We start from the raw sequence: 14,149 nt of genomic DNA on the forward strand, positions 1-14,149 counted from the left end.
GCATCGACACGCTCTGAACCACCCAGCGGCCTGCTTGCGTTCTGATATTCCGTGGCTAGCCCGAATGGGCTAGCACTTCGGGATGACTCGTCGCCCCGTCCCCTTCGAAATCGGCCCCGTGCACTTCATTGGCATCGGGGGCATCGGGATGAGCGGCATCGCCGAAATCATGATGCGCACCGGCTATACGGTGCAGGGCTCCGACGCCAAGGCCAGCGCCAACACCGAACGGCTGGAGAAGCTGGGCGCGAAGATCTTCATCGGCCAGGATCCGGCCAATGTGGAGGGCGCCTACGCCATCGTCTATTCGACCGCGGTAAAGCACGACAATCCAGAGATGGTGGCCGCCCGCGACCGGCGACTGCCGCTGGTGCGACGCGCCGAGATGCTGGCCGAACTGATGCGACTCCAGTTCTCCATCGCGGTGGGCGGCACGCACGGCAAGACCACCACCACTTCGATTATCGCCAGCCTGCTGGACGCGGGTGGGCTGGACCCGACCGTAGTCAATGGCGGCATCATCAATGCCTATGGCACCAACGCCAAGGTGGGGACCGGCGACTGGATCGTCGTGGAGGCCGACGAAAGCGACGGCACGTTCCTGAAGCTGAAGTCGACGTGCGCCGTGGTCACCAACATCGACCCTGAGCACCTGGACCACTACGGCGACTTCGACGCTGTGAAGAAGGCGTTCCGCGATTTCGTTGAGAACATTCCCTTCTACGGGTTCGCCGCGATCTGTACGGACCATCCCGAAGTGCTGGCCATGGCCGCCCGGGTGGAGAACCGCCGACTGGTGACCTATGGCGTCAACCCCCAGGCTGAGGTGCGCGCCGAGAATATCACCATGGGTCCGGACGGCGCCCGGTTCGATGTGGTGATCCGGCCGCGTGAAGGCGAGTTGCTGCGCTACGCAGACCTGCACCTGCCGATGGCAGGCCAGCACAATGTGCTCAACTCCCTGGCCGCCGTCGCCGTCGCCCGTGAGCTGGGCCTGGACGAGGCCGCAATCCGCAAGGGCCTGGCCGGGTTTGGCGGGGTCAAACGGCGCTTCACGACCACGGGCGTGGCCGGCGGCGTTCGCGTGGTGGACGACTACGCCCACCATCCCGTCGAGATCTTCTCGGTATTGAAGGCGGCGCGCGCGGTAACATCCGGAAAGGTGGTGGCAGTCGTCCAACCGCACCGCTATTCGCGCCTGAAGGATCTGTTTGACGAGTTCTGCGCCTGTTTCGCCGACGCCGACACGGTGATCGTGGCTGATGTCTATGCCGCCGGCGAGGCCCCACTCGAAGGCGTCAGCCGCGACAGCCTCGCCGAGGGCCTGCGCCGCTATGGCCATCGACGCGTGCTGGTGCTGGGGGCGCCGGCAGATCTGGCGGACATGGTGCGACAGGAGACCACGGCCGGCGACCTGGTGGTGCTGCTGGGCGCCGGCGACATCACCAGCTGGGCCTACGCCTTGCCCGGCGAACTGGACGCGCTGGCGACGTGAGCAACTGGCTGGACACCCTGCCGAAGGTGCGCGGCAAGCTGCTGCGCGACGAGCCTCTGGGACCGTTCACCTGGTTCCGGGTGGGCGGGGCGGCGGAAGTCCTGTTCCTGCCGGCGGACGCCGATGATCTGGCCGGGTTTCTGCGGGACCTCCCACAAGACGTGCCTGTCACGGTACTGGGGGTTGGTTCCAATGTGATCATCCGCGATGGCGGCGTCGCGGGCGTGGTTATCCGACTGGCGGGGCGCGCGTTCGCCGGAATCCAGGTAGAGGCAAACCACATCATCGCCGGCTCTGCTGCGCTGGACGCAGCGGTGGCACGGGCTGCGTCAAGGGCGGGTTTGGCAGGCCTTGAATTCTACGCGGGCATCCCGGGCACAATCGGGGGCGCGCTGACGATGAACGCCGGCTGCTATGGAACCGAGACGAATGACGTTCTGGTATCGGCCTGGGGCTACGATCGCACCGGCGCGCGACGAGACCTAGCCGTGGCAGATTTCGGGTACACCTATCGGCACAGCGCGGCGCCGGCGGACATCATCTGGGTCGAGGCGACCTTTCAGGGGCGACCTGACGATCCAGCGGCGGTGCAGGCCCGCATGGACGAGATCACCGCGCGCCGCGAGACGACCCAGCCGATCCGCGAAAAGACCGGCGGATCCACGTTCAAGAACCCGCCTGGCCAGTCATCCTGGAAACTGGTGGATGAGGCTGGCTGGCGCGGCAAACCGCACGGCGGGGCGATGTTCTCAGCCCTGCATTCCAACTTCATGATCAATACCGGGACGGCCACCGCCGCTGACCTCGAGGGCCTCGGAGAAGCCGTGCGCGCCGACGTCCGGGCCAAGACCGGCGTCGACCTGCAGTGGGAGATCAAGCGGATCGGGCGGTCCTGATCCCGCGCCAGTGGCAGACTAGCGCTTGCGATAGACCGGTCGTTGGCCGCCGCCCGGGCCGCCGCCGACGCGGGGCGTGGCGTCGCGGTGACGGAAGGTGATCCGGCCCCGGTCCATGTCGTAGGGGGTCATCTCGACCGTGACCTTGTCGCCGACCATCGAGCGGATGCGGTTCTTCTTCATCTTGCCGGCCGTGTAGGCCAGGATCTCGTGATCGTTCTCGAGCCGCACACGGAAGCGGCCCTCCGGAAGGAGCTCGGTGATCAGGCCGTCGAACTCGACGAGTTCTTCCTTCGCCATGCAGTTCAGTCCTCTCTCAATTCAGGCGGCGACCGGCGGGCGCCAACCAAAACGGGCCGGCGCTGAGCCGACCCGTTGATAGTCCAGCGGGCGCGTGCCCGCCAAGTGGGTATTAGCCGGCCTGCAATTGACCAGCTGACGTCTTGCCGCTGCGCTGGTCGCGCTCCAGCTCGTAGGAAACCTTCTGGCCCTCGTTGAGCGCGCCGAGACCGGCGCGTTCCACAGCCGAAATATGCACGAACACGTCCGGACCGCCTTGATCCGGCTGAATGAAACCGAAGCCTTTGGTGGCGTTGAACCACTTCACGACGCCGCTAGCCATAGTCAGTCCCCTTTTCGGGAGATGAGGTCACGCGGACGACGCGCCCGCGAGATCAATATGTTGAAGAGGATCGTTTGGGCTCGGGGCTCAATCCGGAGAAAGAACGTGGAGAGCGCGCGAACCCTGGAACAATTGACGAGCACATTATCGCATCTTGCGCCTATGCTGGCAAATGCATTCCCGTACAACGGTTATCGAGCGTGGGTCAGTCGCAGTATTGAAGGGTTCTTGATGGCGGGTCTGAAGGACAAGCGTGGCTTCATCGACAAGGAGCGCCTGGACCTGACCGAGCGAAAGGCGGTCGAGTACTGGATGAAGCGCTGGGGGGTGACGCGCGATCAGTTGACCGCCGCCCACCGCAAAGTGGGCCGCCTGACCAAGGACATCGCAGCCGAACTCGGGAAGAAGCGGTAGAACTGGAGTCAGACCGGGTAGAAGCCCGTCTCGCCGCTGACACGGACCTGGCAGGGGCGGCCGCCCTCCTGGACGATACGGGCGCGCTTGTTGGCGGCGGCCTTGGCGACTTCCTTGTCGACAGAGTGGCCGAAGAACTCCCCGGCGTTTTCGACGGCCCAACCACCGTCGCGGCGGATCACGGTAAACACGCAACGCTCAACAACGGCCATAAACCCAGCAACCTTTCGGGGGGAGGTTGGGGGCCAGAAGATTTCCGCGAGCGCCCTGAATTCCTTAATCTTCTGTAAACGACAAACCCGGTCAGGCCCAGAAGATTCGGTACCTGCCGGGCGTCAGGTGCGGGCGGCAGGTCGCGGTTCGTGGGTCAGGCGACGAGGGTGACCGCTGCAAAACCCAGCGCCAGCGCGCCCATGGCGATTGTCAGTACGAGCGGCGCCATTCGGCGATAGAGGTTCAACATGGTCAAATTGACCTGTGCCGGGGTGGATCCCCGCAGGGCGCGGGGCTGTCCGTCTGGACAACCCATCAATAGCAGCCTCTGGTAAATCGATTACTGCCGGTGTCGGCATGATTTTCATGCATTTCCGGAGCAGCACGGGACGCGGAAATGGACCCGGACGAACTCGAGGATCTGAAGCTGATTTTGCCGACGCTGCTTCAGGCGGTTGAGGCGTTGGGGTTTGTCAGCCGGTATCTGCACCCGCCTCAACTTGCGGCCGTGATGGACGCCTGTGGGCAGTCGGACCTTGCGTTGATCGCCCTGCTCCCGCGACTGGAGGGCTGGGCGCCCAGCCTGGGGGACCTGGGCGCCGCGCTTCGGACCGCGAGCGAGGCGACGATCCAGGCTTTCGCCGAGCTCCGCGCCGCCGTTGATCAAGCGGACGACATCGGCCCCGTTTTCCGCGCGCTGCGCCATCGGCCGCGCGCGCTGGAGGCGCTCTATCCGCTGGCGGAGCACCTGCCGCCCGTCAGCCGCCTGTTTCTGGACCCTCCCCGGCGCGATGACGTCGACCGACTGGCCCGCCTGGCGAGCCCGGGCCCCGATACGGGCGTGCATCACGTCGACAATGATGCCGCCGCCAGGGGTGGTTACTCGGTCTATGTGCCGGAAGATTACGACCCTGATGTTCTGATGCCCCTGGTGATGGCGCTGCATGGCGGCAGCGGTCATGGCAGGTCGTTTCTCTGGAGCTGGCTCCGGGATGCGCGAACCTACGGCGCGATCCTGGTGGCGCCGACCTCGGTGAGCCGGACCTGGGCGATCAGCGGCGCCGACCCGGATACGCCCAACCTGGCCCGAATTCTCAAGGAAATGCAGCAGCGCTGGAGCGTGGATCCGGAGCGGCTGTTGCTGGCGGGAGTGAGCGACGGGGGCACTTTCGCAGCCGTCAGCGGCCTCGAGCCAGGATCGCCGTTCACGCACCTTGCACTCACCTCTTCGGCCTTCCACCCCATGCTGGCCCAGATGGCGGACCCCGCCAGGATCACCGGCCTACCGGTCTATCTAACGCATGGCGCGCTCGACTGGATGTTCCCGGTATCGATGGCCCGGTCAGCGTATCAGGGGTTGGAGCGCGCCGGCGCCAGGGTCTCCTATCGCGAGATTGAGGATCTGAGCCATACCTATCCCAGCGAGCTCAATGCCGGTCTGCTGGCCTGGTTGCGATCCGTCGACAGGGTGGCGCCGGCGCCGGGAGACCCTATCTGAGGCGCATGCAGACCCTCACCCTCTGGGCCGGCCGCGCCGCCCTTCTCGCTGTTCTGGTCGTCGTCGTCTCAGGGGCGCTGGATCCTATGCACGACGCATCGCGGTTCGCGCCGGCGCCCGACGTTGTGGAGCATGTGGCGTACGGATACCTGATGACGCTGCTGACGATTGTCTCTTTTCCCAGGATCAGTCCCTGGTTGATCGGCGGGGTTCTTCTGGGTCTCGGAGCAGGCTTTGAGGTGGCTCAGATCTTCGGTCTGGTGTCCGGAACCTTTCAGTGGAAGGACCTCGTATCCAATGCCGCAGGCGTCGCCGCCGCCCTGGCGCCGCTCGCTGTGGGTCGCCTCCGCAATTCGTAAAGCAATCTTGTTCAATCGGGTTCGAGCTGAAATTTGGCTGGCGTCCGCGTTCAGCATTGCTAGACAACGCGATTGTCCATCGCGATCTCGAGGCGCCATCACCGAAGGCGCAATCAGCCGATGCTCAGCGCACGTTCATGATTAACTGACAAAAGGCGTGCGACTGTTTCAAGTATCCAGGCAAGTGGCGACGCTGCGCTCGGGCCATTCGTAAAAAGGCGTAGGACTTTGAAGGTACTGACGATTATCGGGACACGACCGGAGGCCATCAAGCTGGCGCCGGTCATACTGGCCCTGGCGGGCCGGCCCGATATTGAGTCCGTAGTTTGCGTCACCGGGCAGCACCGCGACCTCGTGGCGCCGGTGCTGCGGCTGTTCGGCATCCGCCAGTATTTCAACCTTGGCTTGATGCGGGCCGGGCAGAACCTAAATGAACTGACCGCGGGGATCGTGGCCGGCGTCGACGCTGTGTTGGGCCAGGTCCAGCCAGACTGGGTGGTTGTTCAGGGGGACACGACCAGTGCGATGGGCGGGGCCATGGCGGCGTTCGGGCGCGGTGTTCCGGTCGCTCATGTGGAGGCAGGTCTGCGGACCCACAATCTTCAGAGCCCCTGGCCCGAGGAAATGAACCGGCGTGTGATCGACGCCTTCAGTGAGCTACTGTTTGCGCCCACGCTCCAGGCGCGTGAGAACCTTTTGCTGGAAGCTGCACCGGGGCGCGTTGTGGTCACCGGAAACACCGTGATTGATGCGCTGCAGGCCTGCGCGACGTTGCTGACCAACGATGACGCACTACTACGCAGCGTGGATGCCGGTTTGCCGACGTTGGATCCTGCCCGTCGCATACTACTGGTGACTGGCCACCGGCGTGAGAACATGGGCGAGGGCGTGCGCGGAGTCTGCGACGCCCTGCTGCGTTTGGCCAAGCGCGATGACCTGCAGATCGTCTATGTGCTGCATCCAAATCCGGACGCCGAGCGCCCGGCGCGGGAGGCGTTGAGCGAACAGGCCAACATCCTTCTGATCCCGCCGCTCGACTATCTTGCCTTCATTCGGCTCATGCAGCTTTCCGATCTCATTCTTACCGATTCCGGCGGCGTCCAGGAGGAAGCTCCGGCGCTTGGCAAGCCGGTGATCGTGACACGTGATGTCACCGAGCGGCCGGAAGCCTCCGCGGCGGGAGTTGCGCGGTTGGTCGGCTCGGATCCTGACAAGATCGTGTCGGCCGTAAGCCATCTGCTGGATGACGCCGACGCCTACAGGACGCAGGCGAGCCGGCGGCAGTTGTTCGGCGATGGCGCGGCCGCCGCCCGGATCGTACGCGTGCTCGCTGGTCAGTCTGTTGAGGCCTGGCGACCCGCCAGCGCGCCCCGTCTCGTGGGCGGTGTGGGGGCGGCGGCCAGTCGTCGCGGGGCGTGACAGCCATGCACGACGACGGGCAATCAGGCTAGATCATGATCGAGGTCTATATCCTGGCCCTGCAGATCGCCACGGTGGTCGTGGGCGTGTTGATCGCGCTTTTCTCGATCGACGATCTGCTTGTCGATGGCTGGTACTGGGTGCGGGAAATCTACCGCGCACTGGTCGTTCGACCTCGGCACAATCCGCTACCGGAATCCGCATTGCATGAGCGCGCCGAGCAGCCGCTCGCCATCATGATCCCGGCCTGGCAGGAGGAGGCGGTGATCTCGGCGATGATCGAGAACGCGGTGAGTGTTCTCGACTATCAGGACTACAAGATATTTGTCGGCACCTATCCCAACGATGCGGCCACCATCGCCGAGGTGGAACGCGCCCGACGTCGTCACAAGCGGGTGGTGCGGGTACAGACGACCTATCCCGGGCCGACCTCCAAGGCCGATTGCCTGAACCACATTCTGGAGGCCATCCGGCAGGAGGAGCTGGCCACGGGCCGTGAGTACGCCGGCGTCGTCCTGCACGACTGCGAGGATGTGCTGCATCCGCTGGAGCTGAAGTTCTTCAACTATCTGTTGCCGCGCAAGGACATGATCCAGCTGCCCGTGGTGGCGCTCGAACGGCGCCTGAGCGAGCTTATAGCCGGCACCTACATGGACGAGTTCGCCGAGTGGCACGCCAAGGACCTGGTGGTGCGCGAGTCCTTCGCGGGAACGGTGCCCTCGGCAGGCGTCGGGACCTGTTTTTCCCACCGTGCGATCACGGTCCTGCGCAACGGCACAGGGCAGCCGTTCAACACCAGCACGCTCACCGAAGACTACGACGTGGGCGGGCGCCTCGCCGCCAAGGGCCTGCGGGCCATCATGGCCCGGTATGATGTGGACTACAGATTCTACCGACCGGGCCGGAACGCCGACAAGGACGGCTACGTCACCGTGCGCATGCCCTTGTGTGTACGCGAATACTTCCCCAACACTTTCCGGACGTCCTTCCGTCAGAAGGCGCGCTGGATGATCGGCATCACCCTGCAGGGCTGGGCGCAGCTGGGCTGGTCAAAATCGTTCCGGACCAACTACTTCCTCGTCCGGGACCGCAAGGCCCTGTTGTCGGCGCCTCTTGTCGTCACCGCCTATCTGCTGTTGTTGAACTACCTTCTCGCCACGATCGTTCTGGGCTGGGACCGGCTGGCGTTCCCTGAGGCGTGGCAGACTCTTGTGGCGACGGTGTTTGGTTTCAATACAGTCGCCCTGGTGCTTCGCATCGCCCAACGGATGTACTTCGTGAACCGGATCTATGGGTGGCAGCAGGCGATGGTCTCGGCGCCACGCATGGTGGCCGGAACGCTCGTCAGCTTTGCAGCCACACTCCGCGCGGTGCGGATCTATTCCGGACACCTGATCTCCAGGGTTCCGATCGCCTGGGACAAGACGGCTCACGAGTTTCCCGCCGGCGCGGTGCTGGCTCCGGATCGTCGCCGACTCGGCGACATCCTGGCTACCTGGGACGCCATCACGCCTGTCCAGCTCACGGCGGCCCTGGATACCCAGGCCAGGACAAATCAGCCGTTGGGCCAGATCATGATGGCCTCGGGCTTTCTCGACGACGAGACCCTGGCCGAGGCGATCTCTACCCAGGCCGAACTGCCGCGCGCCAACATATCGCCCGAGGTGCTGGCCAACCACCTTGACCTAGGGTCGCTTTCCCTCTGGATCCGGATGCGGGCGGCGCCTATCGGGCGCGGTCCGGGCGGTGGGCCGATCCTGGCGGTGGCAAGACCCCTCAGCGCGGCGCAGCGGCGTCTGGTCGAGGTCGAAACCGGCTACGCGCCCTACGAGAGGATCGCCCGGGAAGGCGAGATCACGGCGGCGCTCCGGATGCTCCGTGGCGCACCCTATTCGCTGCGGGAGACGGCGCCGCCGCTACTGGGAGATCTACTGGTCCGCCAGGGTGCGGTCAGCGCCGAAGCCGTGGACGCGGCGCTGGACAGCTATCGTCCAGACCGCGACGGCAGGATTGGCGAACACCTGCTGCGTCTGGGTGTGGTGAGCGCCGAGGCGATCACGGCCGCCATCGCCGAGCAGGACCGGATCGCGAGGGGCGCGTTATGAAATCCTTGGTCGCCGGCGGATGCCTTGCCTTCACATTGCTGGGGTCTGCGGCGTCGGCCCAGACGCCTGGGTTGGACCTGGCCAACGCCGGCTATGCCGCTAGCGATCCAGCCGCGGCGGCGCGAGCCTTTGCTGCGGCGATCGAGGCGGGGGGATTGAGCAACGCCCAGCTTCGCGGCGTCCGGCTGGCGCTGTCGGATGCGCTGGGCGCGCCGGGAGATGCAGCGGCCAGGGTGTCGGCGCTTGAGCCTATGCAGTTTGACACCAGCTATGCGGTCCAGTCGCGCCTGGCCTATGCGCTGGACGCCGCCAACCGCCGGGAAGATGCGGCGAAGGCCTATGCCGCCGCAGCCGTAGCCTCGGATGTTCCGTCGCCGGACGCCCGGTCGGCCATGCTTCGGGGGCGGGTCTATGCGCTATCGAGCCTGGCGCGCAGTTCCGAGACTCTGGCCGCCGCCCGCGAGCTGGTGGACTACGCGGCGCTCACCCGGGATGACGCCTCCAACCTTGCCTACATCACTGCGAAGTTCGGCGACGACCGATTGGCCCAGCGCTTTTTCGCGCGGGCCGACGCTCTGCAGCCGGTGTCCGGTGAGCTGGCGCTGAACGCGGCCTACAGCGCGCGCCGTGCGGGCGACGAGGGCGCAGCGATCCGCTATCTGCGTCGCGCGGTCGACGGGGGAGAAGCCGGCAGTGTCGGGCGCCAGACCCTCTACGGGGTGCGGCGCGAACTGGCTGATCTTGACCGGCGGAAAGGGGCCTATGCCTCGATCTTCTATGACGACGCCGGCGCGCGCTCCGGCCGGATTCCCGGGGCCGGGTCGGGGAATGTCCAGGTGGGGGGCGAGGCGTACTACCGACCGTTGGGCTATAATGATGGTCGCCCGCTCGAGGTCTTTGTGCGGGCGTTCCAGTCGCTCGACTCCCGCAGGGGGAATCCCACGGGATCAGAGACCCTGCAGGGCTGGATTGGTGGACGCTACAAGCCGCTCGCCAGCCAGAATTTGGTGCTGGAAGCCAGCGGCCTGGTGGCTCTGGGGTCGCAGGCGCTGGACGACGGGATGATCCGCGCCGCCTGGTCCTGGACCGATGGTGTCGACCTGCGCCGGGACCGCACCACCTCCACCCTCACCCAGGTCTATGTCGATGTGGCGCACCTGGTTGGGGCCAACAACACCTTCGCCCTCGCCGACCTCCGCTACGGGCGCGCCTTCCAGCCGGGTGGCGGGGACCTGATCGTGGCGCCGTTTGCAGGCGCCACCTTGGCCTACGATAGCGGTTTGTCCCGCGAGGCGACGCTGAGTGCAGGCCCCGGGCTGTGGATGCGGCTCTGGGCGCGGGGGGACACCTACCGGGCGCCGCGCTCGTACATAGATCTGGCCCTTCAGTACCGGGTCAGACTGGCCGGTGACGACCGGGGCGAGGGACTATACGGCGTCCTGGGTTTTGCATACTAGCAAGCGTTGTGAATCGCGTTTAAACCTTGTTTATTTCCAGAATATTCATCAATAATATCAATGGGATGTAAATCGACATAGCGCATGTTTCGAGTCCATTCGGACCCGTCACACGTGCAGCCCCAGTTCAAGCCCAGCCAGCTCCTCACCCTGGCGCCAGCGGTCGCCAGCCGGCCAGATGCCACCCACTCGGCCTTGGTGCTTTCCCAGGAGAGCTTCACGGGCAAGGTGGTGTTCGAGGGGTCCGTCTGCACCCAGGAACAGCTACGGGTGGGGGCGGCCAATCCGTGGGAGACGGCCTGGCTGGTCTGGAACTACGCCGACAACGATCACTTCTATTACTTCGCGATGAAGCCCAATGGCTGGGAACTGGGCAAGCGCGACCCCGACTATGTCGGCGGCCAGCGCTTCCTGGCCACCGGCAATGACGTCAAGTTCGAGATCGGCGCGTGGAACCGCTTTTCCATCGTCCAGGACGGCGACCGGATCGTGATCTCCGTCGACGGCGTCGAACTGGTGCGTTTTCAAGACCTGGAGCGACCCTACCTCCAGGGCCGCATCGGCCTCTACACCGAGGACGCCCGCGTGATGCTGGACGACGTGCGGGGTTCCCTCAGCGATGATTTCGATAGCTGCCACGTGATGGCGCTGCACGACGGCGTCCAGGTGGGAAGCGTCTGGGACGTCGCCTTTCTGGGCTATGGATCGGGGGGGATCGTCACTGCGGCCTCCCCGCTGCTGGCAGACGCCGTCACGCGCACCGAGACCGCGCCGGCCCTGCCGGCAAACCCGGTAGCGCCGGCGCCCATCATCGTGCTGGCCGACCTGGTATTCGAAGCCCCGATGAGCGGCTGGCCTCTGGCCTGAATCTTGCCGCGCGCGCCACGCGGGGTGCGAAATGGTACGCGCCGGTCGTTTGAGCGTTGCTGAATGGCGCAATGGCATAGCGCCTTTGTGACGGTGATGCATCCGGCGGGCTGGTTCGTCCGTACAGGCCTGGATCGGCCAGGTGCGAGCAACCGGAACTGGACGGCGAAATGTCAAATTGTGTCAAATCATCTGGAAGGCCTCGCCGGAACGGCCTCTTTTCTTTCGCCATGCTGTGGTGCAATTCGACGCAACCTGTGGTAAGTAAATTCTTGCGGTTCGGGCTGCCGGGTTCGCCAAAGAGAGGTTCAATGCACACGCCAGCCAAGATTATCGCCACGGCCGCCGCCAGCCTGGCCCTCATGCTGACGGCCGCGCCCGCCTCTGCGGCGGTGATGTTCGCCCATTTCAGCGGCCTGGTCGGCGCCGGCAGCGTGGGCAACACCACCCATGACACCGGCAACTTCTTTGGCCTGGGCGCCGGCATCGTCGGCGCAGGGTTCATCGCGACGTTCAAGTATGACACCGCGCTGGGCGCAGCTGTAACGAACGCCAGCGAGGACACGCGCTACGGCGGACCTGGCTGGGCCTGCGCGCCCGCCTGCACGTCGCCGATCCTCGAAGCCTCGCTGACGATCAACGGGATCACGGACATATTCGACGTGACCCGCAATGGATCCGCCAACGTCACCATCAATCAGACGGGCTGGAAGCAGACCTTCTTCTACACCGATTTCTTCTCGGGCCCGAACGGCAACGCCCTGCAACTGTTCGTGCTCAATGTTCCCGATCCGCTTTTGCTGACGACGCCTTACACGGGTGGCAACACCATTGGGCTGGCCGTGCCTTCAACGAACGCGTTCGCGCTGGGCGTGCTGGACGGGACCAACAAGAATTACCGGCTGGCGCTTGATCCGAGGAGCGTCACCCTCGCGGCCGTTGTGCCCGAACCGATGACCTGGGGGATGATGATCATCGGCTTCGCCTGCACCGGCGCCATGCTCCGCAGCCGCCGCCGGGTGCTTGTGCGGGCCCAGGGATAGGGACGGTCCGCCGATTGGCGGTCGAAGTCCCTCGCAGCGCGGCAGGTCGGGCCAAAGTGTGATCGGCCAGGGGTGGCTTCGGCGTCGAACAATCCACGCGTCGGTGCAAGACGGCCTGCACCGCGCAGTCCTCACGCGATCGCCGGCGCCTCGATCAGCAGCACCTGCACCTCCGCGGTTCCCTCCCGCAGCTTTCGAGCCGCCGCGTATTCGGGGCTGTTCCAGAAGGCGAGCGCGGCGGCCTTGTCGGGCCATTCGGAGATAACCATCGAGGCGCCGTCGCCGAAATCACCCTCCAGCAGCATGGCTCCGGGGCCCCGCAGCAGGTAGCGACCGCCGAATTTGGGGAGCAGCTCGGCGGCGGCCTTCCCGTAGCCGGCGATGAACGCGTCGCGGTCCTTGAGTTTGGCGGTGACGATCATGTAGGCGGGCATACAGGGCCTCTCGACAGTAAATGGTATAGGTTTATACCATTTCGCGGATCACGCCCGAGGACAAGCCATGAAGCTGCTGCGCTGCGCAACCCTGACAACGCCGGATGTGGGGGCGGCGACGGAGCGCTATGTGCGGTGGATGGACTACCGCGTCGTCGAGACCGGCAAGGTTGCCGCAGACCTGGCCGCCAGCTGGGGTGCGCCAGCCAGCACGGGGCGAGCCTATGCGGTGCTGCAGCCGGCCTCCGGGGCCGAGGTGTTCATCCGTTTTGTGGAAGGCGATGTGCCGGCGGACTATCTGCCCTTGCGCACCTTTGGCTGGGCGGCGATCGAGATCTGCGTGCAGGACACCCTGGCCGTGAACGCCCGCATGGAAACCTCACCCTTCGAGATCATCGGGCCGCCGAAGCAACTGGACGGGTTGCCGGCGATCTTTCCGATGCAGGTGCGCGGACCGGACAGCGAGATCGTCTATCTGACCCAGATCCGCTCGGATCTGCCGGACTATGACCTGCCGCGCGCCGCGAGCCTGATCGACAAGCTGTTCATTCTGGTGCTGGCCTGTTCGGACATGGACGCCTCGGCCCGATGGTTCCGGGACACCCTTGGCATCCAGCACGGGCGCGAGATGGAGATCATCTACTCGATGATCAACAACGCCTTCGACCTGCCGGCCGACACCCGGCACCGGTTGGCGACGGGCATTCATGAACGCGACTGCTTCCTGGAGTTTGACCAGTATCCGCGAGGCGCCACGGCGCGGCCCGGCAATCCCGATGCGCTGCCGCCCGGTGTGGCCATGACGACGCTGCTGCACCCCAACATCGACGCGATCCCGGGCGCCTGGGTCGTGACGCCGACGGTGCGGACAGGCCCGGTCTACGCTGGACAGCGTGCCGGTGTGTTACGGGCGCCGGACGGCACGCGGGTGGAAGTGGTGGCGCCTTGAGCCGCGTTCGGGAAGTTGTCCTGCGCCGCGCCGTGACAGCGGCGCCGGTCGCCGGGGATTTCGAGGTGGTCGAGCGGGCGGTCCCGGAGGTCGGGGGCGGGCAATTGCTGGTCCGCAGTCTCTACCAGTCGCTGGACCCGTACATCGGATCGCGGCTGCGCGGCCGCCACATGGGTGAGCCTGCGCCGGCGCCGGGTGAAGGCCTGCCAGGCTTCAGCATCGGCGAGGTGATCCGCTCCGGCGATCCGGCTTTTGCGGTCGGCGACCGGGTGGTGGGCGAGATGGGCTGGACCGAGATGGGTGTCATGGCCGCCCCAGAGACCCGCCGGGTCTCGCGGGATCTGCCGGCGGCGGCGCATCTGGGGGTGCTGGGCATGC

At 65.5% G+C, this 14,149-nt stretch carries 14 protein-coding genes and 2 pseudogenes; 12 read left to right on the forward strand and 4 right to left on the reverse strand.

All coding sequences use genetic code 11. The features are described from left to right. The first annotated feature begins 82 nt into the window (after positions 1-82). Positions 83-1,495: a UDP-N-acetylmuramate--L-alanine ligase gene (murC, locus tag ACIQ3B_RS04840; RefSeq protein ID WP_397400193.1), complete on the forward strand. Its 1,413-nt coding sequence runs from the start codon at positions 83-85 to the stop codon at positions 1,493-1,495. Further along, positions 1,492-2,391, forward strand: coding sequence for a UDP-N-acetylmuramate dehydrogenase (murB, locus tag ACIQ3B_RS04845; RefSeq protein WP_397400194.1), 900 nt, complete (start codon positions 1,492-1,494; stop codon positions 2,389-2,391). Before murC ends, murB begins: the two co-directional genes overlap by 4 nt. Positions 2,392-2,475: 84 nt before the next feature. Here murB and infA read toward each other — a convergent pair. Beyond that, positions 2,476-2,691 (reverse strand): annotated as a pseudogene (infA, locus tag ACIQ3B_RS04850) (translation initiation factor IF-1); the annotation flags it as partial. Positions 2,692-2,803: 112 nt separating this feature from the next. Then, entirely contained in the window at positions 2,804-3,013 is a 210-nt protein-coding gene (locus ACIQ3B_RS04855; protein WP_397400195.1) for a cold-shock protein, read from the reverse strand. A 231-nt stretch (positions 3,014-3,244) separates the two neighbouring features. Here ACIQ3B_RS04855 and ACIQ3B_RS04860 point away from each other — a divergent pair, with 231 nt between their 5' ends. Continuing rightward, positions 3,245-3,427 carry a DUF3606 domain-containing protein gene (locus ACIQ3B_RS04860; RefSeq protein WP_397400196.1) on the forward strand — a complete coding sequence of 61 codons (183 nt, stop codon included), beginning with the start codon at positions 3,245-3,247 and terminating at the stop codon, positions 3,425-3,427. An 8-nt stretch (positions 3,428-3,435) separates the two neighbouring features. Here ACIQ3B_RS04860 and ACIQ3B_RS04865 read toward each other — a convergent pair whose 3' ends face one another. Next, entirely contained in the window at positions 3,436-3,618 is a 183-nt protein-coding gene (locus ACIQ3B_RS04865; RefSeq protein WP_397400197.1) for a hypothetical protein, read from the reverse strand. 419 nt (positions 3,619-4,037) lie between these two features. On the opposite strand from ACIQ3B_RS04865, the gene ACIQ3B_RS04870 reads away from it, so the two are divergent. The 7 genes from ACIQ3B_RS04870 (at position 4,038) to ACIQ3B_RS04900 (ending at position 12,388) form a co-directional block, all read left to right on the forward strand. Beyond that, the gene (locus ACIQ3B_RS04870; RefSeq protein WP_397400198.1) at positions 4,038-5,138 is read left to right on the forward strand and encodes a hypothetical protein; all 1,101 of its coding nucleotides are present in this window, start codon (positions 4,038-4,040) and stop codon (positions 5,136-5,138) included. 5 nt (positions 5,139-5,143) lie between these two features. Continuing rightward, a complete protein-coding gene (locus ACIQ3B_RS04875; protein WP_397400199.1) occupies positions 5,144-5,497 on the forward strand; it encodes a hypothetical protein in 354 nt (117 codons plus the stop codon). Positions 5,498-5,725: 228 nt separating this feature from the next. Further along, a complete protein-coding gene (gene wecB, locus ACIQ3B_RS04880; protein WP_397400200.1) occupies positions 5,726-6,916 on the forward strand; it encodes a non-hydrolyzing UDP-N-acetylglucosamine 2-epimerase in 1,191 nt (396 codons plus the stop codon). 35 nt (positions 6,917-6,951) lie between these two features. Further along, positions 6,952-9,021 (forward strand): glycosyl transferase family protein, encoded by a 2,070-nt coding sequence (locus ACIQ3B_RS04885; protein ID WP_397400201.1) that lies wholly within the window; start codon positions 6,952-6,954, stop codon positions 9,019-9,021. Beyond that, on the forward strand, positions 9,018-10,478 hold the full coding sequence (locus ACIQ3B_RS04890; protein WP_397400202.1) for a hypothetical protein: 1,461 nt from the start codon (positions 9,018-9,020) through the stop codon (positions 10,476-10,478). Before ACIQ3B_RS04885 ends, ACIQ3B_RS04890 begins: the two co-directional genes overlap by 4 nt. A 114-nt stretch (positions 10,479-10,592) precedes the next feature. Then, positions 10,593-11,345: a family 16 glycoside hydrolase gene (locus tag ACIQ3B_RS04895; RefSeq protein WP_397400203.1), complete on the forward strand. Its 753-nt coding sequence runs from the start codon at positions 10,593-10,595 to the stop codon at positions 11,343-11,345. A gap of 311 nt (positions 11,346-11,656) precedes the next feature. Next, positions 11,657-12,388 (forward strand): PEPxxWA-CTERM sorting domain-containing protein, encoded by a 732-nt coding sequence (locus ACIQ3B_RS04900; RefSeq protein ID WP_397400204.1) that lies wholly within the window; start codon positions 11,657-11,659, stop codon positions 12,386-12,388. Between the two features lie 131 nt (positions 12,389-12,519). Here ACIQ3B_RS04900 and ACIQ3B_RS04905 read toward each other — a convergent pair whose 3' ends face one another. Then, the gene (locus tag ACIQ3B_RS04905) at positions 12,520-12,822 is read right to left on the reverse strand and encodes a DUF1330 domain-containing protein (RefSeq protein ID WP_397400205.1); all 303 of its coding nucleotides are present in this window, start codon (positions 12,820-12,822) and stop codon (positions 12,520-12,522) included. 67 nt (positions 12,823-12,889) lie between these two features. Between ACIQ3B_RS04905 and ACIQ3B_RS04910 the strand changes: the two genes are divergently transcribed. Together ACIQ3B_RS04910 and ACIQ3B_RS04915 are read left to right on the forward strand one after the other, a co-directional pair. Next, entirely contained in the window at positions 12,890-13,771 is an 882-nt protein-coding gene (locus tag ACIQ3B_RS04910; protein ID WP_397400206.1) for a VOC family protein, read from the forward strand. After that, positions 13,768-14,149, forward strand: a pseudogene (locus ACIQ3B_RS04915) (hypothetical protein); the annotation flags it as partial. The gene ACIQ3B_RS04910 and the pseudogene ACIQ3B_RS04915, both read left to right, overlap by 4 nt.

The sequence above is a fragment of the Phenylobacterium sp. genome (assembly GCF_044358365.1).
In the GTDB taxonomy this organism is placed as follows: Bacteria; Pseudomonadota; Alphaproteobacteria; order Caulobacterales; family Caulobacteraceae; genus Phenylobacterium.